At 56.8% G+C, this 21,757-nt stretch carries 23 protein-coding genes and 1 tRNA gene; 16 read left to right on the top strand and 8 right to left on the bottom strand.

Annotation, left to right across the window (positions count from 1 at the left end; all coding sequences use genetic code 11):
• Positions 1 to 9: 9 nt before the first annotated feature.
• From AAC076_RS01195 to AAC076_RS01185, 3 genes are all read right to left on the bottom strand, one after another.
• Complete coding sequence (locus tag AAC076_RS01195; RefSeq protein ID WP_339842524.1) at positions 10 to 915, bottom strand: CAP domain-containing protein; 906 nt, start codon at positions 913 to 915, stop codon at positions 10 to 12.
• Positions 916 to 1,051: 136 nt separating this feature from the next.
• Positions 1,052 to 1,942 (bottom strand): EamA family transporter, encoded by an 891-nt coding sequence (locus AAC076_RS01190; RefSeq protein WP_339842523.1) that lies wholly within the window; start codon positions 1,940 to 1,942, stop codon positions 1,052 to 1,054.
• Between the two features lie 147 nt (positions 1,943 to 2,089).
• Entirely contained in the window at positions 2,090 to 2,281 is a 192-nt protein-coding gene (locus tag AAC076_RS01185) for a CsbD family protein (protein ID WP_335605343.1), read from the bottom strand.
• A 168-nt stretch (positions 2,282 to 2,449) separates the two neighbouring features.
• Between AAC076_RS01185 and AAC076_RS01180 the strand changes: the two genes are divergently transcribed.
• Complete coding sequence (locus AAC076_RS01180) at positions 2,450 to 2,677, top strand: hypothetical protein (protein WP_335605342.1); 228 nt, start codon at positions 2,450 to 2,452, stop codon at positions 2,675 to 2,677.
• A gap of 11 nt (positions 2,678 to 2,688) precedes the next feature.
• Here AAC076_RS01180 and AAC076_RS01175 read toward each other — a convergent pair whose 3' ends face one another.
• Complete coding sequence (locus AAC076_RS01175; RefSeq protein WP_335605341.1) at positions 2,689 to 3,117, bottom strand: universal stress protein; 429 nt, start codon at positions 3,115 to 3,117, stop codon at positions 2,689 to 2,691.
• 181 nt (positions 3,118 to 3,298) lie between these two features.
• On the opposite strand from AAC076_RS01175, the gene AAC076_RS01170 reads away from it, so the two are divergent.
• Together AAC076_RS01170 and AAC076_RS01165 are read left to right on the top strand one after the other, a co-directional pair.
• Entirely contained in the window at positions 3,299 to 3,628 is a 330-nt protein-coding gene (locus AAC076_RS01170) for a GNAT family N-acetyltransferase (RefSeq protein ID WP_335605340.1), read from the top strand.
• A gap of 252 nt (positions 3,629 to 3,880) precedes the next feature.
• On the top strand, positions 3,881 to 4,585 hold the full coding sequence (locus AAC076_RS01165) for a TorF family putative porin (protein WP_335605339.1): 705 nt from the start codon (positions 3,881 to 3,883) through the stop codon (positions 4,583 to 4,585).
• Positions 4,586 to 4,772: 187 nt separating this feature from the next.
• Here AAC076_RS01165 and dcd read toward each other — a convergent pair whose 3' ends face one another.
• Both dcd and apbC read right to left on the bottom strand, forming a co-directional pair.
• Positions 4,773 to 5,339 carry a dCTP deaminase gene (dcd, locus tag AAC076_RS01160; RefSeq protein ID WP_339842522.1) on the bottom strand — a complete coding sequence of 189 codons (567 nt, stop codon included), beginning with the start codon at positions 5,337 to 5,339 and terminating at the stop codon, positions 4,773 to 4,775.
• A 97-nt stretch (positions 5,340 to 5,436) separates the two neighbouring features.
• Positions 5,437 to 6,531 (bottom strand): iron-sulfur cluster carrier protein ApbC, encoded by a 1,095-nt coding sequence (gene apbC / locus AAC076_RS01155; RefSeq protein WP_339842521.1) that lies wholly within the window; start codon positions 6,529 to 6,531, stop codon positions 5,437 to 5,439.
• A gap of 175 nt (positions 6,532 to 6,706) precedes the next feature.
• Here apbC and AAC076_RS01150 point away from each other — a divergent pair.
• Positions 6,707 to 6,801: transfer RNA gene (locus tag AAC076_RS01150), tRNA-Sec, on the top strand.
• Between the two features lie 16 nt (positions 6,802 to 6,817).
• Here AAC076_RS01150 and dctP read toward each other — a convergent pair.
• Positions 6,818 to 7,972, bottom strand: coding sequence for a TRAP transporter substrate-binding protein DctP (gene dctP / locus AAC076_RS01145; protein ID WP_339842520.1), 1,155 nt, complete (start codon positions 7,970 to 7,972; stop codon positions 6,818 to 6,820).
• A gap of 86 nt (positions 7,973 to 8,058) precedes the next feature.
• Here dctP and AAC076_RS01140 point away from each other — a divergent pair, with 86 nt between their 5' ends.
• The 3 genes from AAC076_RS01140 (at position 8,059) to AAC076_RS01130 (ending at position 12,042) form a co-directional block, all read left to right on the top strand.
• Positions 8,059 to 8,805, top strand: a complete 747-nt coding sequence (locus AAC076_RS01140) for a TRAP transporter small permease (RefSeq protein WP_339842519.1) — start codon at positions 8,059 to 8,061, stop codon at positions 8,803 to 8,805.
• Positions 8,806 to 8,835: 30 nt separating this feature from the next.
• Positions 8,836 to 10,116, top strand: a complete 1,281-nt coding sequence (locus tag AAC076_RS01135) for a TRAP transporter large permease (protein ID WP_339842518.1) — start codon at positions 8,836 to 8,838, stop codon at positions 10,114 to 10,116.
• A gap of 207 nt (positions 10,117 to 10,323) precedes the next feature.
• On the top strand, positions 10,324 to 12,042 hold the full coding sequence (locus AAC076_RS01130) for a methyl-accepting chemotaxis protein (protein ID WP_339842517.1): 1,719 nt from the start codon (positions 10,324 to 10,326) through the stop codon (positions 12,040 to 12,042).
• Here the strand turns inward: AAC076_RS01130 and AAC076_RS01125 are convergent.
• Positions 12,005 to 12,673 carry an alpha/beta fold hydrolase gene (locus tag AAC076_RS01125; protein ID WP_339842516.1) on the bottom strand — a complete coding sequence of 223 codons (669 nt, stop codon included), beginning with the start codon at positions 12,671 to 12,673 and terminating at the stop codon, positions 12,005 to 12,007. The two genes, AAC076_RS01130 and AAC076_RS01125, sit on opposite strands and share 38 nt — an antisense overlap.
• A gap of 366 nt (positions 12,674 to 13,039) precedes the next feature.
• On the opposite strand from AAC076_RS01125, the gene ccoN reads away from it, so the two are divergent.
• The 9 genes from ccoN to AAC076_RS01080 all read left to right on the top strand — a co-directional run bounded on the left by ccoN (position 13,040) and on the right by AAC076_RS01080 (position 21,717).
• Positions 13,040 to 14,467 (top strand): cytochrome-c oxidase, cbb3-type subunit I, encoded by a 1,428-nt coding sequence (gene ccoN / locus AAC076_RS01120; protein ID WP_339842515.1) that lies wholly within the window; start codon positions 13,040 to 13,042, stop codon positions 14,465 to 14,467.
• Between the two features lie 11 nt (positions 14,468 to 14,478).
• The gene (gene ccoO, locus AAC076_RS01115; protein WP_339842514.1) at positions 14,479 to 15,087 is read left to right on the top strand and encodes a cytochrome-c oxidase, cbb3-type subunit II; all 609 of its coding nucleotides are present in this window, start codon (positions 14,479 to 14,481) and stop codon (positions 15,085 to 15,087) included.
• Positions 15,088 to 15,092: 5 nt separating this feature from the next.
• Positions 15,093 to 15,302, top strand: coding sequence for a cbb3-type cytochrome c oxidase subunit 3 (locus tag AAC076_RS01110; RefSeq protein WP_339842513.1), 210 nt, complete (start codon positions 15,093 to 15,095; stop codon positions 15,300 to 15,302).
• Complete coding sequence (gene ccoP, locus AAC076_RS01105) at positions 15,299 to 16,198, top strand: cytochrome-c oxidase, cbb3-type subunit III (RefSeq protein ID WP_339842512.1); 900 nt, start codon at positions 15,299 to 15,301, stop codon at positions 16,196 to 16,198. The genes AAC076_RS01110 and ccoP overlap by 4 nt, the downstream gene beginning before the upstream one ends.
• Positions 16,199 to 16,334: 136 nt before the next feature.
• Positions 16,335 to 17,747, top strand: a complete 1,413-nt coding sequence (gene ccoG / locus AAC076_RS01100) for a cytochrome c oxidase accessory protein CcoG (protein WP_339842511.1) — start codon at positions 16,335 to 16,337, stop codon at positions 17,745 to 17,747.
• Between the two features lie 6 nt (positions 17,748 to 17,753).
• Entirely contained in the window at positions 17,754 to 18,269 is a 516-nt protein-coding gene (locus AAC076_RS01095) for a FixH family protein (RefSeq protein ID WP_339842510.1), read from the top strand.
• Positions 18,270 to 18,272: 3 nt separating this feature from the next.
• The gene (locus tag AAC076_RS01090) at positions 18,273 to 20,723 is read left to right on the top strand and encodes a heavy metal translocating P-type ATPase (RefSeq protein WP_339842509.1); all 2,451 of its coding nucleotides are present in this window, start codon (positions 18,273 to 18,275) and stop codon (positions 20,721 to 20,723) included.
• Entirely contained in the window at positions 20,720 to 20,974 is a 255-nt protein-coding gene (ccoS, locus tag AAC076_RS01085) for a cbb3-type cytochrome oxidase assembly protein CcoS (protein WP_339842508.1), read from the top strand. The genes AAC076_RS01090 and ccoS overlap by 4 nt, the downstream gene beginning before the upstream one ends.
• Positions 20,971 to 21,717 carry a sulfite exporter TauE/SafE family protein gene (locus tag AAC076_RS01080; protein WP_339842507.1) on the top strand — a complete coding sequence of 249 codons (747 nt, stop codon included), beginning with the start codon at positions 20,971 to 20,973 and terminating at the stop codon, positions 21,715 to 21,717. The genes ccoS and AAC076_RS01080 overlap by 4 nt, the downstream gene beginning before the upstream one ends.
• Positions 21,718 to 21,757: the final 40 nt, after the last annotated feature.

The raw sequence follows: 21,757 nt of genomic DNA, 5'->3' as shown, positions 1-21,757 counted from the left end.
GGCACAGTTCTAGCGCTCGCTACCAAACACCTGTGTCCAGAATATAGAGCTCTGAGGCCTGGTCTCAAATGCAGCCCCCATGTCGGTAAACTCGGGATTCATGATGTTTGCGCAGTGACCCGGGCTGTTTAGCCAGGCTGCAACGACCTGCTGCGGTGAACTTTGCCCGACCGCGACGTTTTCGCCCAGTTTTCTCCACTCATAGTTCACTTCATCCACACGCGCCTGCACCTGTTCTCCGGCAGGCCCGGCATGACTCAGTACGTCGTTTTCCGCCATATAGCCACTATGCTCGTATGCGGCGCGCGCGAGGCGTGCATCCCAGGTCAGGGGATTGGCTGCAGCAAATGTCTGATCGCCACATGTACGCGATTCCCTGCGAGCAAGATTGACCTCGGACAATACCTCCTGTCCTACGTCCATCCAGTTGCGGTCCATGAACTCTCTCGAGACCAGCGGGCTGGCCAGGACTATCTGCCATTCGTTATTCGAATGTGACACACCTATTTCAGCATACTGCTCACTGCGCAGTACCTGACAAAACCTGCCCTGAATCGCTTCCATGGCCTGCTGGGCATCGGCCGGACCTGACAATTTGACAAGTTGGGCTGCGGAAGCCTGATACCCTGATTCCTGCAGGGCTGTCTGCCATTCCGATGACGACAGGTCGACCTCGGCAAGCGTGGGATTCGGCGCCAAAGGACCGACGCCTGTCATCTTCTGCCCTTCACACTGGGTAGAAGAGTCACGGTATTCATTGATCAGATTGACCAGCTCGTAATTTTGCTGGGCTGCCACTCCGGGGGCCCAAGCCAGTCCCGCACATACGAGAACACTGCCTGCCAGGAGCGAGAACGGCCGCTGGACATAAGCATAGGCAACTGGGTTACGTGGGTCGGAGAAAGAGTGGGACATAAATAAACCTCAGGTTCCATGTGCCGGGTCCTGGAGCCAGCCAGACTGTGCCAGCACGAATGGTTTGTGAACGGATTCACTCCAGTGGACAGTGCCCGGTCGGTCACAGTTCCGCCAGTGCCGACAAAAGAGAGCCTCAGGAGCCAACCGCAGGCGTGCGAAACCGGCCGATCACCCATGCTCCACAGACGTTGATCAGCAAACCCAGCATAACCAGGAGTGCGCCGGCCATTTGCCACCCCCCTAGCCGGTCTCCGAGCAACAAGGATGCCGAGGTGAGACCCACCACTGGCACCAATAACGAAAAAGGCGCCACCTGACTAGCCGGATAGCGGGACAGCAGGCGCCCCCAGATGCTGTAACCCAGGAGCGTCGCACCAAAGGCAAGATAGGCCAGTACCAGAGCTGACTCCAGGCTGAATGTGGCGAGCGCTGAACTGATCACTTCCGGACCTTCAAGCCAATAGGAAAGCGCAAGAAAAGGTATCGGTGGTACCAGGTTGCCCCAGACAACCAGCCCAACTAGATTCACTTTACCAATGCGCCGGGTGACTACGTTACCCATCGCCCACATCGAAGCCGCAACAATCGTCAATAGAAAACCGGCCAGGGTCATTGCACGATCAACCTGCATCCCGATAAGAGTAAGCCCAGCCGCGGCGACCACCAACCCGACAATGTTGGATGTACGTACCCGTTCACCGATAAACACGGCGGCAAATATCAGGGTGAAAAATGCCTGTGACTGGAGGACGAGCGATGCCAGGCCGGCAGGCATGCCTACTGCCATGGCGGAAAACAGAAAAGCAAACTGGCCCAGGGATATGGTCAGACCGTAGGCCAGTAACCAACGCCATGGAACCTGGGGACGTTTGATGAAAAGGATGGCCGGAAAAACTACCAGCATGAAGCGCAAGGCGCCCATCAACAAAGGTGGCAAGCTGTTCAAGCCGGTCATGATGACGACAAAATTGAGGCCCCATACCACGATGACCACCAGCGCCAGCAGCAGATCCCGGGTAGTCATTGCGTGCTCCTGCACTATGTGGGCTGCCAGTAGGCCAGCTTGCAGACAGCCCCGCCATATACAGTCAGCGGCAATAGCATCAGGACAGTTGGCCACAAAAAAGCCGGCAATACGAATTGCCGGCCTTGGTAACCCTCGAGATCAGTATCAGGCGTTGTCTACACCCTTCTTGATCTTTTCCTTGGCTTCGCCCTTCACGCCCTGGGCCTTGCCCTTGGTCTCCTGCAGATCACCCTCGGCTTTAAGGTCTTCGTTGTCGGTTGCTTCACCAACGCCCTGCTTACCTTTACCGATAGCTTCGTTGGTCTTGCCTTTCAACTTGTCTTCCTTATCGCTCATGGTCCACCTCGTTTGTAAATGGCTTACATGGGGTTGACCCGGCTCGGATAGCATAAGTTCCAACCGATTCCCTGCAAATGGAGCGGGCGATCCCCGGGGAAACAGGTATACTCGCGCGCGATTGCATCGCTGTTTCCACCGTTATCCCCTTTCCAAGGACTGTGCGCCATGACCGAGCATCTGCCCAACCAGGATCTGGCCCCTGAACACGCCGACCCGATCGTAACCTCCACCAGAGCCAGCGTGCCTGCGTTCAAGTTTCCCTTCTCACCTGCCAACTTTGCACCACGCCAGCCCGCTACGCCGTCCTGGCAGCACAAGGGCGGTCATTCCCGTCACGAGAAGAAGATCGGCATGGCTCCCAATGGCACCCGCCGCTCAATGGGCAAACGCTGAGCCTCGGACCTCTATTTGACCAGCAACACCGGCAGTGGAGCCTCGTGGACCACATGGCTGGCCACTGACCCCAGCACCAGGCTGCCCAGACTGCCCATACCCCGGGTGCCCATGACGATCAGCGTGCACCCGAGCTTGCGCGCGGCTTCGACCAGCTCACTGACTACCTCGCCGACAATCTCATGGGTCTGCACCTGCACATTGGCGGCACGGAGCTTGTCGGCAGCCTTGATGTTGGTCTCGGCGGCATAATCGAGGGCCCCGGCATGCAGCTGCTCGAGCATTTCCGGGGAGAGATAGCCGCCGAACAATTTGGGTTCAACCTGAACGTTGACGACATGTACGGTAACCTCCCCAAGGGTGGCCGAAAAATCGATCAGGTAATCCACGGCGCGCATGGCGCTTTCCGAACCATCGAAGGGTAGCAGTATCGTATGCATTCTCATCTCTCCCTGGTATGGGTTGCAGGTCTCATTGCAGGTACATTGTGGCAGGCAATCCGTGACGACGCTTGACCCACATCAAGTCCGGGGCCCATCGCTCTACGCTGCTCGGTGTGCTGTGCTGGCCGCCGACGACAGGCATCTGGCAGACCGCTTCTACAGGGCCCATGGCAGTCGGATGAAAACCCGCGCCGAGCACATCATATGGACACTGAACACTGACCGCATGCTCGCGGCTCTCTGCCTGCAAGCGGTAGCGCAGGGCCATTGGCTGACCAGCCTGTTCGTCGATCCGGGCTACCGCCGGGCGGGATTGGCCAGCACGCTGCTGGACGCTGCCTGCACATCGGTGGAGGGACCGGTATGGCTGTTCTGCCAGCCACAGCTTGAGCCCCTGTACCGTCAGCAGGGCTTTACCCGCAGCACTTGCCTGCCAGAATCACTCGCCGGAAAGCTGCAGCACTACCAGCGCAGCAAGGATCTCATGGCGATGACGCGGGGCGAATGATGACCCATTCTCTGCGCTAGCGACAGCTTCCACGGTTAACGCACCAGCTTCAACACCTGGCCATCAGCACGGCACCATTTCGGTGCGACGGTTCCGGATCCATCTCTCCCCAAAGCACTTCACCTCTTATAAAAACCTTGTAAGCCTATGTTTTTGTTCATATTCATAAAACATGGCAAGCAAAATGCTATGTGTCCCATGCCAACGCTTTTTGGACGACATCAGTAATCACAACACATGGGGTACACGAGAATGATGAAAAAATTGACCGCCGCCATCGCCACAGTCAGCACCCTCGGCTTTGCCAACATGGCCCACGCCGAAACCTTCGACACCTTTATCGGTGAAATCGATGCGAGCATGACTGCTACTGTAGCGACCGATTACATCTGGCGTGGCCAGTCGCAGACCGACGGCAAAGGTGCTTTCCAAGCCAGTCTGGACTTCGCCCATGAAAGTGGTGTGTACGTCGGCACCTGGGGCTCCAACGTCGATGACGAGGACTTTGGCGGCGCCGCCATCGAGATCGACTATTACGTCGGTTACGGTGGCGCGATCACCGAAGAATTCACCTATGATCTCGCATGGGCCAACTACACCTGGCCCGGCAACAGCTCGATTGACGTGTACGAATGGCTTGCCAGCGTAAGCGCATACGGCATCACAGTGGGTGTCAAGGATACCTACAACAATGCCGACAACCAGTACTACTACATCGGCTACGGTGTAGAGCTGCCCTACGAATTCGGCCTGGGCCTGCATTATGGCGACAGCAATGACGGCACGGGTACCGGTTTCGATTACAACGATTGGGCTGTGACCGTAAGCAAGGAAGCTCTGGGTCTGGGCTGGTCTGTCATGTACAGCGACACCGACATCAGCGATGCCGATTGTGGCTACGGCAGCACCGACTCCTGCGGCTCCAACGTGACTTTGGCAGTATCCAAGAGCTTCTGAGGCAGCACCGGCGCCGTGGCGGCGCCGGTACTCTCACAACTCGGCTTGATTGGGCCCCATGGCAACTCGGGGCCTTTTTTTGTTCAGGATTCGGCCGCGTGGCCACTAATGCCCGGATCGATCTTCATGCAGATCTCCGAGGTGAACGGAAAAGCGATACCCAACGCCGCTCGGCCGCCCGTGCGGCTCAGGCGCGAGGCAGGGTAACGCCCCGTTGGCCCTGGTATTTGCCACCGCGATCGCGGTAGGACACCTCACAGGGCTCGTCAGATTCAAAAAACAGCATCTGCGCTACACCCTCGTTCGCGTAGATCTTGGCAGGCAACGTCGTGGTGTTGGAAAATTCCAGCGTTACATGACCTTCCCACTCGGGCTCCAGTGGAGTCACGTTGACGATGATGCCGCAGCGCGCATAGGTGCTCTTGCCCAGGCAGATAGTCAGAACGTTACGGGGAATCCGGAAGTACTCGACAGTTCGAGCCAGCGCAAAGGAATTCGGCGGGATGATACACACGTCGCTGGTTATATCGACAAAGCTATTCTCGTCGAAATTCTTGGGATCGACTGTGGCCGAGTGGATGTTGGTGAACACCTTGAACTCGTTGGAACAGCGCACATCGTAGCCGTAGCTGGACACTCCGTAGGAGATGACCCGACTACCCTCCTCCCCGCGTACCTGGCGCTCAACGTAGGGCTCGATCATTCCCTGTTCCTGGGACATGCGACGTATCCAACGGTCAGACTTGATGCTCATGATGTGCCCTGCGATGTGCCGAAAAGAGACAGCATGTTACCGGGTAATGCCGGCGGGAAAAAGCCCCGCCCGCAGTACCCGCCCTGCCTGGTAAAACTCAATCATCGCTTATACTGATGTCGGGCATCGCAACACCCATCCTGGCTCGCTCGGCGATACGCGCGCCGACGTGCCGGGCCATGTCCTGGTATAGCATGCTGATCTGACATTCTGGCTCGGCAACAACCGTTGGAACACCTCCATCGGTCTGCTCACGGATCATCATCGACAGGGGCATGGAGGCCAGCAGATCAACACCGTAATCATTGGCCAGTCGCTCGCCCCCGCCCTCACCGAACAGATGCTCTGAATGGCCGCAGTTAGAGCAGATATGAATTGCCATATTCTCCACAATCCCGAGTACCGGAATATTGACCTTGGCAAACATTTCCATACCCTTTTTCGCATCCAGAAGAGCCAGATCCTGCGGAGTAGTCACTATAACGGCGCCGGTCACTGGCACTTTCTGCGCCAGGGTGAGCTGAATATCACCCGTGCCTGGGGGCATATCCACCACCAGATAATCGAGATCGTCCCAGGCTGTCTGTGTTAACAGCTGCATGAGCGCACCTGACACCATCGGGCCACGCCAGACCATAGGTGTTTTGTCATCCACCAGAAAGGCCATGGACATTACCTGGATACCATGCGCTCGCAACGGAACAAAAAACTTCTGATCCTTGACCTCCGGCCGCGTACCCTCTGGCAGCCCCAACATCAACCCCATGCTTGGTCCGTAGATATCTGCATCAAGAACCCCAACCCTGGCTCCCTCACGGGCCAGCGCCAGCGCAAGATTGACTGCAGTGGTAGATTTGCCCACACCTCCCTTGCCTGATGCTACCGCGACGATATTCTTGACGTTATCCAGGGACGCTATTGCACCCTGGGCAGGAGCGCCCAGGACGTTGCAGCTCACAGAAACACGCGCCGAACCCACTCCATCGAGGTTTTGCAGTGCTACCTGGAGCATCTGCTCGATACCACTTTTGATACCCGCAGCCGCATAGCCAAGCACGAATTCGACCTGAACATCTGATCCACTGATCTCGAGACTGCGCAGGCACCCCGCAGTGATGAGGTCCGTTTTAAGATAAGGGTCCTGATACTGGGCCAGGGCATTTTCTACAGCAGAGCGCGATATGTCGGTCATAATTCATCCGGGAGAACAAGAATATGGGTGTATCGTACTGGCGGACTCCGAAGCATGAAAGGTCGGGCTTGATCCAAGTCGCCACAGCAGGGCGACATTCCAGCGGCAAACAGACATAAAAAAAGACGACAGACTCTGAGCCTGTCGCCTTCTCTATGCTAGCCTAGCGGCCAACGGAAGGGCATCGTCCCCGGTGGGGCGCCCGGATTTCAAACCCGGTGAGATGCGCTAGGCGCGTCTGGTAGGTTCGACTCCTATTCCCTTCCGCCAATCAGGCTTGCCAGCATTACTCCGCCATTTCTTCCATTTCGGCTTCTTCGGTCATTTCAGCCGCATCAGTCTCGGCCATATCGGCGCTCTCGTCAGCCGGCTCCGCTTCAGTTTCTGCTTCATCGACCAGGTCGATCAATACCGTCATCAGACGAGCACCGCGCTCACCAACCATTTCAGCAAAAGTGTCGCGTACAGGCAGACTCAATTCCCTGAAAGCTTCACGCTCTTCTGGAGTGAGGTATACCAGCTCGATGTCACTATTTTCGGTGATTGTTTTCAGACGATCTTCATTCAGACGGGTCTGTACATCGTGGATGTAGGGAATCAGCTCCACGACAGTCTCGTCGACGGCTTCCTTGTAGTCATCCGACAGACCTTCATACCAGTTCTGATTGGCCATGAAGGTGGCGATGAACTGCGCCTGATTGGCAAAGACCAAATAGTCCTGGACCTGGTAAAAATCCATCTCCTGGTGTGCGAAGACTGGTTGGATGTTGCCATCCAGCTGGCCCAACTGCATGCCACTGAACAACTCACCATATTCCATGGTAGTAGGATCGGCGCCATAGGCACTGTAGGTTTCCCGCAGCAGGCGATTATCCATGGTCCGGATGGCCATGCCATCAAAATCTGCTGGCGTGCGGACCGCCTTGTTGGCACTCCATACCTGCCAGCCCTCAGGCACAATGGCCAGGGGATGCAAGTCACGCTCGTTGAAGGCTTCGACCAGATCAGGGTGCTGGCGGAAAGCTGGATCGTTGAGAATTTGAGTATTCTTCATTTCGTCGTCAGTAAGGACGAAATTGAGGCTGAAAAGCTGGGACTCGGGGACCGTACCACCCAGAAAGCCAGATCCAAACGCTAATTCGATTGCGCCGGCCTGCACCTGATCGTAGATATCGGTCAGTCCGCCTAACTGCCCATAGGGAAACAGCTTCACTTCAACTTCGCCGTCTGTCTTCTCGTTGATGAGTTCGGCGAATTTGGCGCCATATTCGTACTGCACGCTACCTTCAATTTCTTCCAGACCAATGCGCCAGGTCTGCACCGTTGTTTCCGCAGGTTCGGGCGCCGCTGCTGTTTCCGGGGCAGTGGTTTCTGGTTCATCGCCTCCACACGCAGCTAACGCTAACGCTGCCATACCTATAAATCCATTACGCAATTTCATGGAACGCTCCTTATGAATTGTTCTGGTTAACTTCTAAACCATAACACATGACTAGAGGTTGTCCATTCTGTGCAAAGACAATCCAGATGCGCTATGTTGAAAAGGAACATTACCGTGCCAGAGCGATCCGCTTGGGTGCACACAATGAAATAGCCCGTGGTCATACCAAGCCGGGGGCTGGTCTGGATCTTGTCCCGCACCTTGGAGCGAAACAAGATTTGAGCACAGCAAAGGACAGACACATGCCCGGGAGCCCTGACCCCTCCGCCGCTGATTCGCTGAAGCGCAAAGCCAAAAAGGTTTTCTCCGTACTTGATCGACTGGCCGAATATATCGAGGAAGGTATTCTCGGTTTTACCGTACTTTTTGTTGCTGGCATGTTGATTGTCCATGTAATCGGCAGACAACTGTTCAGTACGGGGGTGACCGGCCAGGTCGAACTTACCCAGATGAGCATGGTGATCATCACCTTCGCAGGTCTGGGCTATGGTGTGCGCAAGGCCAGGCACATCTGCATGTCGGCCCTCTATGACCAACTCAATGGATTGCCGCGCAAGGCAGCGCTGGTGACGATCAGCCTTCTGACCGGCGCATTGATGTTCTATTTCTGCTGGCACGCCTGGGATTATGTTGAAGCGATTCAGTCGCGTGGCCGCAACTCCTCCGCACTGCAGATTCCCCTCTGGATCCCCTACATGGTCGCCCCTATCGGCTTCGCACTGGCGGGCATCCAGTACTGGTTAACAGCCGTGCGCAATCTGATCTCCAAGGACATCTACCGCTCCTTCAACGAAAAGGAACGTTATGAGGAGGTGGACGTTGAGCACATCTAAGCTGAGCAAATTTGAACAGGGGATTTTCCCATGCTGACCTTCATCATCATAACGATGATAGTGCTGCTGCTGCTGGGCTTTCCCATGATGGTTCCATTACTCATAGCCAGCCTCATGTTGCTGTTTCTGGTCCTGGACATGAGCAATGTCGGATTACTGATGGGGCAGATGATCAGCGGCGTGCAATCCTGGGCGCTGGCAGCGGTACCTTTGTTTATCTTTGCTGCCGATTTGATGACCCGCGGACATACAGCCAATCGCCTGCTGGATCTGGTACAGACCTTTGTGGGCCACTTGCGTGGCGGCCTACCCATCACTACTGCAGCAGGTTGCACGCTGTTTGGCGCTGTCTCAGGCTCAACACAGGCCACCGTCGTCGCGATGGGCGGCCCGATGCGCCCGAAGCTACTACAGAAAGGCTACTCGGATGCGTTCAGCATCGCTTTGATCATCAACGCCAGCGACATCGCCCTGTTGATTCCGCCGAGCATCGGCATGATCATCTACGGCGTGGTGTCGGGCGCCTCCATCGGCGATCTCTTCATAGCCGGCATTCTCCCAGGCTTTCTGATCCTCATAATGTTTTCGATCTACTGCTGGATTGGCTCGATCCGCATGGGAATCGAGCCAGAGGAACGTGCCAGCTGGCTGATGCGCTGGGAAGCGTTGAAAAAGGCTCTGTTACCGCTTGGTTTTCCGGTGGTTGTGGTCGGCGGTATTTACGGTGGCCTGTTCAGCCCGACCGAAGCAGCCGCCATCGCGGTGCTGTATGCCCTGGTGCTCGAGGTGGTCATACTGCGCTCGGTAAAGGTCCGCGAACTTTGGGATATCGCGCTGTCAACAGGACTGATAACCGGCGTCGTATTCATTCTCGTCGCCGCAGGCAATGCCTTTACCTACACCATCTCCTTTGCCGGGATACCTCAGGCGATCCTCGGGCCGGTAATCGAATCCATAGGTGATAGCCAGACATTGGTACTGGGGCTGATCGCTATCTCGTTTTTTGTCGGGTGTATGTTCGTTGATCCGATTGTGGTGATCCTGATCCTGACACCGCTGTTCAAGCCTGCTGTCGAGGTTGCCGGGCTTGACCCCATACATGTGGGGGTCATCGTCACCCTGCAGGCAGCCATTGGCTCGGCAACACCGCCATTCGGTTGCGACATATTTACCGCAATGGCGGTATTCCGCAGACCCTACTTTGACGTTATCAAGGGCACACCACCCTTTATCATGATCCTGCTGCTGGCAACGGTGCTACTGATCATGTTCCCGTCCATCTCGCTCTGGCTGCCTTCTCTGGCCAATTAATGCGGCGCGCGACCGGTTCTGCCGGTCGCCGCAGCAAATATGCGCCAATTTTGCCTTCGAAAATGGCCGAATTACCGCTAATTGATCTGCTCAGCGTGCCGATAACATCGGTACGGAGAAGCTCTTCTCGCTTTATACTCCGCACAGGTGTCCAGTAACGGGCACCGAAAAACAAAAAAATTGCTGTATACCTGCGTTGGGGAAGACATGAAAAACCAAGCCGCTTCAAGAACGGAGCAGACTGCTGGCGATGCGCCCGTATCGCCACCAATTCCTGCCGTTGTTCCTTTTATAATCCTGATGGCTTGCCAGATAGTTTTTATCGCTATTTTACTGTGGCAGACCTCGGGTCTCTTATTCGGCCTGGTTCTGGTTCTGGCGCCGGTCGCTGTGTTGTTGACCTGGTACAGCCGCCGTGGCGAGTCTGATCACGGTCCGGTCATGCAGCGCTTGAAGGCGATGAATGGTGAGACCCTGAACCTGTCAGCCGGCAGCTCAGAGCGCTCAACTGCCTCCACCGGAATGCAGCAGATCGACGTAATCACGGATCGGCTGCGTGACATGATGGTCAATTTGCAGCAGCAATGCGTACGCATCGCTTTTACCTCAGCGCAAAGTCGTTTGCTGGCCGATCAGGCTGCACTGGATGCAAAAAAACAGCAGAGTCTTTCCGAACTTATTTTCCAGGCCACCGAGCAGACCACTAGCGCCTTGCAGGACGTCACCGGCCGGACCTCGGACATTACCCACATGAACTCCCGCAATCTGGATGTAGCCCGCCAATCCAGCGAACAGCTGGGTACGGCGAGAACTCAGATGCAACAGATCAGCCAGTCTATGGCGGGTTTCAAGGAAAACATCACGGCCCTGGGCAATACATCCGGCCAGATCCGACAGATTCTCAAGACCGTCCAGGATTTTTCTGCCCAGACCAATATGCTGGCACTGAACGCGGCGATCGAGGCAGCGCGTGCAGGCGAGCAAGGCCGGGGCTTCGCCGTGGTAGCAGACGAAGTGCGTAATCTGTCAATCAAGGTGGGCAGCGCGGCGGACCAGATCGGTCAGCTCATGGAACAGATGCTCACCGCCATGTCCGGAGCGGACCAGCAAACCCACATCATGCAGGAACAGTCTGACCATGCGGGAACTGCCGTAAGCACTGCGGCAGATCAGTTCGAAAACATGGTTTCTGACTTTCAGAAGGCCAATGACGACCTGCTCATGGTCAGCAGCGCACTTGAACAGCTGACCGTGACCAACGGTGAAACCCACGAGCACGGCACTGCGATTCGTGATTTGAGCCTGACAATCAGCAAAGGCATGGTCGATAGCTTGAAGCAGACTGATATCCAGCGGGAAAATACCAATCAGATCTTGCAGGTGCTGTGCCGCTTCAGACTTGGCCAGGGCAACCTGGAAGCGGCCACCGACAAGCTTATGGAGCGTCGCCGTACGATCGAAGGCGAGCTCGCAGACTTGCTGAGCCAGGGCGTCAATGTATTCGACCGCCACTATACCCCTATTGCCGGTACCAACCCCCCCAAGCACAATGTCAGTTGGGCTGATGCCTACCGCAAGCGCGTGCAGCCGCTGTTTGACCAGTGGGACTCACAGGGCCAGGACGGCGTAATCTACATAGTGGCAACAGACGACCACGGTTACCTGGGGGCCAGTCGTACTGTTACTTCACAGGAGCCTACCGGGGACCCGAGAGTGGACGCGGCCAAGAGCATGCACAAGCGCTTCGTGGTCGCCAAGGGCTGGGAACTGGACAATCTCAACAGAGTGCAGCATCTAGGGATGGGAAGTTTCGTTTTACCGGGAAGCACCACGATCGTATTTGTACTCTACGTCCCGCTTGAGGTTAATGGTCGTCGCTGGGGAACCCTCAGCGCCGGTGTATTGCCCCAGGCGCTCGGTGTCTGAGCAACCCCTCGCAAAACAGGCCTGCCGTCCGGGCGGCCTGTTGAATCATGTCAGTCTGATTCTGCGCACTGCTTTTGAGGGGCTTGAAGTCATGATCTGCAGTTTCAAGCCAATACAATTGAACTGCCGGGGATAGCGCGTACCTCGCCACTTCGTCTGGCTTACCAAACGCATCGCGGGTGCCTTGCACCATTAGCGCCGGCGTTATCAACTCCGCCAGGTGTTCGACTCGGGTTTTCTCTGGTTTACCTGGCGGGTGGAACGGATAGCCGAAACAGACCAGACCCGAAGCCCCCAGCTCGTCGGCAAGCATGCTGGCTACCCTGCCGCCCATGGATTTTCCGCCCAGGAGCAATGGACCGCTCTGAGTCTGGCTAACCTGTCTCCACTGTTCACGGAAGGTATCGAGCAACCTCGGCATGGGGTTGGGCGGAGAGCGCTTGCCGCTAGCCCGGCGCGCCTGCATATAGGGAAACTCGAACCGCACCACGGCGATACCCTGGCCGCTGAGCGCCACAGCCAATTGCTGCATGAACTCGCTGTCCATCGGTGCGCCGGCGCCATGGGCGAGCAACAATGTCCCAAGACGTTGATCGGCGGGGGGTATGTCAATGATTGGGGTCGTTAGCACGATGGAGACCTGTTAAAGCTGCGACAAGATGCCGCGTATTCATTAAGGGTATTCGCTTCACTTATGGCCATATGACCACTAAGCTTTCCTTAGCCCTCTCCTCGTCCGTCCGACAGGGATGGATGGAAAGGGACCGACCATACAACTATATATTCGTGTCGGTTACCAGTCTTGCGCAATGCAGGCGAATGTGGAGCTCCGGTTTCCCATCGTCATCGTCATGAAACAGATAGGCCTCTGATGGCCGGCCAGAGCGGTCGCAACCAGCTGATACCTTGACCTGTGTCATTGCAATGACGGGCACCTTTGCTCATACTTGCCGCCGCTTCAGAACCCATAAACCCATTGCTATCCGTGGAATCTCGCATGAGCACAGCTACCACTTCGACAGCCTATAACTACAAGGTAGTACGCCAGTTTGCCGTCATGACGGTCATCTGGGGTATTGTTGGTATGGCCTTAGGTGTCTTTCTTGCCGCCCAGCTAGTCTGGCCAGCCCTCAACTTTGATTTGCCTTGGACAAGTTTTGGTCGCCTGCGTCCGCTTCACACCAATGCCGTAATTTTCGCTTTTGGTGGCTGCGCGCTCATGGGCACATCGCTTTACATTGTTCAGCGCACATCGCAGGCCAGACTGATGTCTGACGGATTGGCTGCCTTTGTGTTCTGGGGATGGCAAGCCGTTATCGTGCTTGCGGCCATCACTTTGCCCCTGGGCTTGACGTCAACCAAGGAATACGCAGAGCTCGAATGGCCGATCGATATTCTGATTGCCATAGTCTGGGTTTCCTACGCCCTGCTGTTCTTCGGAACGGTCATGAAGCGCAAGATGAAGCACATCTATGTAGGTAACTGGTTCTTCGGCGCATTTATCATCACTGTTGCGGTACTGCATATCGTCAACAGCATGGCTATGCCGGTCAGCCTGTTCAAATCCTACTCGATATATGCCGGCGCGACTGACGCGATGATTCAGTGGTGGTACGGGCACAACGCAGTAGGCTTTTATCTGACTGCAGGCTTCCTGGGCATGATGTATTACTTCGTACCCAAGCAAGCCGGTCGCCCGATCTACTCCTATCGATTGTCGATCGTGCACTTCTGGGCACTGATCGCCATCTATATCTGGGCCGGCCCTCACCACCTGCACTACACCGCTCTGCCTGACTGGGCCCAGTCCCTTGGCATGGTAATGTCACTGATCCTGTTGGCGCCCAGCTGGGGCGGCATGATCAACGGCATGATGACTCTGTCGGGTGCCTGGCACAAATTGCGCACCGATCCGATCCTGCGCTTCCTGGTGGTTTCCCTAGCGTTCTACGGCATGTCCACGTTTGAAGGCCCGATGATGGCTATCAAGACGGTGAACGCCCTGTCGCATTACACAGACTGGACCATCGGCCACGTTCACGCTGGTGCTCTGGGCTGGGTTGCGATGATCTCCATCGGCGCCATGTATCACATGATCCCGAAGGTCTTTGGCCGCGAGGAGATGCACAGCGTTGGGCTTATCAATGTGCACTTCTGGCTCGCTACCGTGGGCACAGTGCTGTACATCGTTTCCATGTGGGTTAACGGCATCACCCAGGGCCTGATGTGGCGCGCAGTGAACGTCGACGGCACCTTGACCTACAGCTTTGTTGAGGCACTGGAAGCCAGTCATCCTGGCTACATCGTCCGCATGATTGGCGGTGCATTCTTCCTGTTTGGCATGTTGCTAATGGCATATAACGTCTGGCGCACTATTCGCGCCCATCAGCCGGCTGAAGCACAAGCCGCTGCGCAAATGGCCTGAGGAGCATATCGATGAAGCATGAATTGGTAGAAAAGAACCTGGGCCTGCTGGTCGTGCTGATCGTGATCGCGATCAGCTTCGGTGGCCTTACCCAAATCGTTCCGCTGTTTTTCCAACAGGAAACCACACAGCCGGTTGAGGGTCTGCGGCCCTATACCGCTCTGGAACTGGAAGGTCGGGATATCTATATCCGCGAGGGCTGCGTGGGTTGCCACTCGCAGATGGTCCGCCCCTTCCGTTCGGAGACCGAGCGTTATGGTCACTACTCGGTAGCCGGTGAAAGCGTCTGGGAGCACCCCTTCCTGTGGGGCTCCAAGCGCACCGGCCCGGATCTGGCACGCGTTGGTCAACGCTACTCGGACGATTGGCACCGCGCTCACCTGATCAATCCTCGTGATGTGGTTCCGGAGTCCAAGATGCCTGGGTACCCATGGCTCCAGGAAAATGTTCTCAGCGGCAAGGATACCGAAGCCAAGCTACGTGCCATGCAGCGCTTGGGCGTGCCTTACACCGATGAGGACATCGCCGGCGCGCAGGAAATGGTTGAGGGTGTGCCTGAGATGGACGCGCTGATCGCCTACCTGCAACACCTGGGCACCGTACTCTCGGATCGTCGGTAATCATTATGGATATCAACACTTTGCGCGGTATTGCCACCATCTTAGCGATGCTGGCGTTTATTGGTGTCACCGTATGGGCCTATAGCTCCTACAAGAAAAAGGATTTCGACGAGGCGGCACAACTGCCCTTCGCCGATGAGCCTGATGAAGCCGAAAAGCCTTATAACGAAAAGAAGTCCAGTGAGAAGAACGACGCTAGGAGTAGCAAGCAATGAGTAATTTCTGGAGCGGATACATCATTGTCCTCACCCTGATCATGATTGGCCTGACGCTGTGGCTGCTGTTTGCCACGCGCAAGGGGCAGCGACCAGAGGAAACAGAGGAGACGCTCGGCCACTCTTTTGATGGTATTGAAGAGTATGACAACCCCCTGCCACGCTGGTGGTTCATGCTGTTCCTGGCGACGATCGTATTCGCCGTTATCTACCTGATTCTCTATCCTGGTATGGGTAAGTTTCCTGGCGTACTGGGCTGGACGCAGGTAGGACAATACCAAGAGGAAGTTGCCGACGCTCGCGAGCAGTATGCGCCCATCTTCGCAAACTACGCGGATATGTCGGTAGAAGATGTAGCCAAGGACCCGGATGCCCTGCGCATTGGTCAGCGTCTGTTCGCGATCAACTGCTCGGTTTGCCACGGATCGGACGCCCGCGGTGCATTCGGCTTTCCAAACCTGACCGACAATGACTGGATCTGGGGCGGCAAGCCGGACCAGATCAGGACAACATTGAATCAGGGGCGCCAAGCCGCAATGCCGGCCTGGTTGGCTGTCATCGGTGAGGATGGCGTGCGCAGCACCGCCGCTTATGTCCGTGAAATGGCTGGTCTCGAGACTGACGGCGTTGACACCACACTGGGTTCCAAGGTTTTCGCTACCAACTGCGTGGCCTGTCACGGTCCCGAGGGCAAGGGTAACGAACTTATCGGTTCGCCAAACCTGACTGACGATATCTGGCTGTATGGTTCCAGCTTGCTGCAGATTCAGCAGACCCTGCGCTATGGCCGCAACGGTAACATGCCTTCCCAGGCTCACCTGGGGGATGACAAGCTCCATATGCTTACCGCCTACGTTTACAGCCTGTCACAAACCAACACCGAGGCTGAGCAGTAATTATCAGAGCGCCTTCCGCGACGCCCTGTCGCATGGCGTAACCTCATCAGCCACCCTATCCTTGAGTGGCTGAGTAAGACCAGTCCCGGCCGGAATACCGGCCGGGCCCCTCCTGCACAGACCAGGACAGATTCCCATGAGCGAAAAGATCCCCGTCAAGAACGTCACCCCGGGTGATGCTCAAACCATTGAGCTCTATGCCAAGCGCGACAAGATACATCCGCGCTCCTACAAAGGCCTCTTCCGCAATATCCGCCTGCTCGGAGTAGGTTTTCTATTCCTGCTCTACTTTGGCACCGCCTGGCTGCAATGGGGCGACCGCCAGGCTGTGCTGTTCGATCTGCCGGCGCGACAGTTCCACGTATTTGGTGCAACCATCCAGCCGGAAGATTTTTTCCTGCTCTCCTTCCTGCTGATTATCTGTGCCTTCGGCCTGTTCTTCATCACCGTATTCGCTGGACGGGTGTGGTGCGGTTATACCTGCCCACAAACAGTCTGGACCTGGATTTTCATGTGGGCCGAGCGGGTTACCGAAGGCGAGCGCAACGCGCGTATCAAGCTCGACAAGGCGCGAATGGACGCCAACAAACTGGCCAGACGCAGTGCCAAACATGCAATCTGGATAGCGGTCTCACTGGTTACGGCCTTGACGTTTGTCGGCTATTTCACACCCATCCGGGAATTGGTACCCGACACCTTTGCCTTCGCCATTGACGGCTGGACGCTGTTCTGGGTGTTCTTCTTCACCATGGCTACCTACATCAACGCGGGCTGGATGCGTGAACAGGTGTGCTTCTACATGTGCCCCTATGGCCGTTTTCAGAGCGTGATGTTCGACAAGGACACCCTCATCATTGCCTATGACCCACGTCGCGGCGAAGCACGTGGACCACGCAAGAAGGGCGTGGATCCGGCAGAAGCCGGCCTCGGTGACTGCATCGACTGCACCATGTGTGTACAGGTGTGCCCAACTGGTATCGATATTCGCGACGGGCTGCAATACGAGTGCATAGGCTGCGCCGCCTGCGTTGATGCCTGCGACGAGATCATGGACAAGATGGAATACCCTCGTGGCCTGATCAGCTACACCACTGAGCACAATCTCAGTGGCGAGAAGACGCACATGTTGCGCCCTCGCCTGCTGGGTTACGGCGCACTACTGGCAATCATGATGGGGCTGTTCGCGGTGACCGTCACCAGTCTGTCGAAAGTATCGCTAGACGTTGCACGGGACCGGAACGTGCTGTTCCGCGAAGCCAATGGTGGCAATATAGAAAACGTTTACATCATTCGCATATTCAACAAAAGCCAGGAACCGCGCAGCTTTACGCTGTCCGTCGACGGCCACCCCGAATTGCGTATGGACCTGCAGGATGATCGTTTGAGTCTGGATGCCAACGAGCACCTGCAGCTACCGGTCAACGTTCAGCTTGATCCACAATTCATGACCAGCACCAATATGCCGGTTGAATTCAAGATCATAGCCGTGGACGACCCGGATATTTCAGCCGAAGCGGAAAGCCGCTTCATGGGCCCCAGACTCAGGTAACAAGTTATGCACGACGAGAGCAACATCCCACCCTGGTACAAACAGTTCTGGCCGTGGTTCCTGATCGGCATCCTGGTTTTCGCGGTCGTTATCGGCCTGGGATTGTTGTTCATATCCATCGCATATCAGGACAGCATGGTACGTGACAATTACTACAAGGAAGGTCGCGCCATCAACATGCACCTGGGCCGGGACAAGATGGCCCGTGACCTCGAGCTGGCGGCCACATTTGCCATAGATGATACGACCGGCGAAGTCAGTCTGACGCTGACCGGCGATCTTCAGGAGCAGCCGCCAACACTGCAGTTTGATCTGATTTCACCGTCCCACTCCAACCGGGACCGGGTCATCATGTTAAACCGGGTTGCCGAAAATGCCTACGCGGGTCAGATGCCCGAGCGAATCGAAGGTCGTCACTATGTCGACCTGAGTGATCCGGCGCGCCCTGGGGATGCTGGCTGGAGACTGACCGACGAGGTCTTTCTGGCTAGCGACCGCACCTACCAGCTCAACACTAGATGATCCATGGCCGAGCCTTGCTACCACTGCGGTGAACCGGTTCCTGCCGGTTCCAACTGGCAATGTCGCATTCTGGGCGAGACTCGCCCGATGTGCTGCCCAGGCTGCCAGGCGGTAGCAGACGCGATTGTGGCCGGCGGCCTGGACTCCTATTATCGCCACCGCACCGAAATTTCGGCCAACCCCCAGGCACTCCCTAAAGTAGTCCAAGAAGAGCTTGAGCTTCTTGATCGGCCGGATGTTCAGGCACGCTATGTACAAACCGATGGACCCGAGCAGCAAATCCAGTTGCTCATTGATGGCATCAGCTGTGCAGCCTGTGGCTGGCTGATTGAAAAACGGCTGATCCAGCTGCCCGGTGTGGCTGAAGCCACGTTGAACCTGGGCAACCATCGCTTGACTCTGCGCTGGGAATCCTCACAAACCCGGCTTTCCACCCTGCTCGCAGAAATCAAGCGTATCGGTTACGCAGCCCAACCCTGGGAGCAGAACAAGGCCAGCGAGCAGATAGCAGCGGAAAATCGCCGCTATTTGCGCCGGCTTGGACTGGCGGGTCTGATGTTCATGCAGGTAATGATGGCTACCATGGCCCTCTATGAGGAGTTCAACCAGGACCTAACCGAAGATATGGCCATTATTCTTCGCTGGGTAAGCCTCCTGATGACCACTCCTGTGGTCTTCTACAGCTGCGTGCCCTTCTTCCAGGGTGCCTGGCGGGACCTGAGCAATCACCGCCTGAGCATGGATGTTTCGGTATCCCTGGCTATCGGCGGTGCTTACCTGGCAGGTATCTGGGCTACCGTGACCAACACCGGGGAGATCTATTTCGACTCGGTTACCATGTTTGCGTTCTTTCTGCTTGCCGGTCGCTATCTGGAGCGCCGCGCTCGCCAGCGCACGGTTGAAAGTACCGCCAGACTGGTAAGCCTGCTGCCCCCAAGCGCAGTGCGTATAGACGGTGCTGGCCAGCCAGAGCGCATCATGCTCGATGAAGTTCGCCCGGGGGATCTGCTCGATGTGCGACCCGGCGACAGCATTCCGGCTGATGGCATTATCGTCGATGGCATCAGCAGTATCGACGAGTCGGCGCTCTCCGGTGAATACATGCCGCTGGCGAAAAAACCGGGTGATAACGTTACCGCAGGAACGCTCAACGTGGAGAGCCCCCTGCGCATCCGTGTCGATGCAGTCGGCGACAAAACCCGACTATCAGCGATAGTACAACTGCTCGAGCGCGCTCAATCCGACAAGCCTCGGCTGGGTCGCCTTGCCGATCAGGTAGCCCAGTACTTTCTCCTTACGGTGCTCAGCGCGGCGGTCGTTGTCGGCGGTCTGTGGTGGTGGAATGTCAATGGCGAAACCGCTTTCTGGATCGTACTTGCGATGTTGGTAGCCACATGCCCTTGCGCGCTGTCCCTGGCCACTCCGACCGCGCTGACGACAGCAACGGGAAGCCTGCAGAAGCTTGGTCTATTGATCACCCGGGGTCACGTACTCGAAGGCCTGACCCGTATAGACACCGTGGTGCTCGACAAAACCGGGACCCTCACCGAGGGCTGCATGACGCTGGAGCGCATCGAGCCCTTTCCCGGCGAGACAACCGAAAGCGCGCTGGAACTGGCGCAGCGACTCGAAGGACGCTCGGAACACCCCATTGCCCGGGCTTTTGGCCGCACGACAGGCCAGGCAGAGGCCATCGTCAGCCATCCTGGCCGAGGATTGGAAGGTCGCTGTGACGGGCGTCTACTGCGTATCGGCAAGCCCGATTACGTGGCCGAAATCAGTGCTCAGCTACCGCCGCAACTACCTGATCAGCCAGGGCAATGGCTACTGCTTGGCGATACAAACGGACCGCTGGCATGGTTTGTTCTAAATGACCGCGTACGACACGATGCGCCGCAACTTATTCGCAGTCTGCGCGACCGGGGAATGCGCGTAATACTGCTGTCGGGCGACTATCCCCATGTGGTTGATGCCATGGCGGAACGTCTGGGCATCCCCGAAGCTATCGGCAACGCCAGCCCCGCAGACAAGCTAGCTTTCGTGCAGGACTTGCAGGCTGGTGGGGCGCGCCTTTTGATGCTCGGCGACGGAGTGAATGACGTGCCGGTCCTGGCCAGTGCCGACATCTCCATCGCCATGGGCGAAGCATCCGACCTGGCCAAGACCAGTGCCGACGCCGTGCTGCTCAGCAGCCAGTTGGGCGTGTTGCTTCGCTCGATGGATATGGCCCGACGTACGCGCCGCATCATGCTACAGAACCTGTTCTGGGCAAGCGCCTACAATGCCAGCATTCTGCCCCTCGCCGCGCTGGGCATGGTGACGCCCGCGTGGGCAGCCATTGGCATGTCTGCAAGCTCGTTGCTGGTGGTACTTAATGCGTTACGCCTCACACGCATAAAGGCGATGCCACCAGCCAGGCCAGACGCACCCCGCATGCAGGAGTCTCTGGCATGACCGTACTCTACATTCTGATTCCGATCGCCATAGTGCTGGTCATCATAGCGATCTGGGTATTTACCTGGGCGGTGAATACCGGCCAGTACGACGATCTGGATGGGCCAGCCCACAGCATTCTTTTTGACGACGAGGACCCGGCTCACCTGGAAGCCCGCAAGCAGATCCAGGAGGCGGGAGAAGACAGCTCCGCAGACCTGAGCGACGACCAGAAGGAAACACGGGATAACCCATCGGAGCCGCGCTCTTGAGCGTCGAGTTACTACCTCTGTTTCTGACCGCCCTGGCGCTGGGCCTACTCGGAGGTGGTCACTGCATCGGTATGTGTGGCGGTCTGATGGGTGCGCTAACGATGAGCATCCCGGTTCAACAGCGCAAAGGCTGGACCCTTTGGCGAATTCTGCTTGGCTATAACGCAGGCCGCATCATCAGTTATGCCACGGCAGGTGCGCTGGTAGGAAGCCTGGGCTGGCTGGCACAGGACCTGGGATTGGGGATGATTCTGCGAACTATCGCAGGATTGCTGATGATCGCCATGGGGCTGTACCTGGCCAACTGGTGGGCCGGACTCACCCAGATAGAGCGCGTCGGTCGTGGCCTTTGGCGCCACATCGAGCCACACGCACGCAAACTGCTGCCGGTCAGCAGTGCTCCTCGAGCATTGGCCCTCGGCACCCTTTGGGGCTGGCTGCCCTGCGGCCTGGTCTATAGCACTCTGATATGGGCAAGCAGCCATGGCGACGGCTTGCTTTCAGCTATGCTGATGTTGACATTCGGCCTGGGCACATTGCCTACCCTTCTGGCCACCGGCCTCATGGCTGAGCGCATGCTGGCTTTTCTGCGTAACCGCAGTGTGCGAGTCACGGCAGCCATACTGGTCATCCTGTTCGGTATCTGGACCCTACCCGGCCCCCACAAGGCCTGGTTAATGGGGCATGGCGGAACGCCAAGTCTGTCTCAAGATGCTCCCGAGGCCAACGGGCACCATCACTGAGAACCAGATACAAGTAACAGGCTGACTGATTTGGCACAGC

Origin of the sequence: uncultured Halopseudomonas sp., assembly GCF_963977355.1 — a bacterium.
Classification (GTDB): domain Bacteria; phylum Pseudomonadota; class Gammaproteobacteria; order Pseudomonadales; family Pseudomonadaceae; genus Halopseudomonas.
This window is presented reverse-complemented; position numbering and strand designations above follow the sequence as displayed.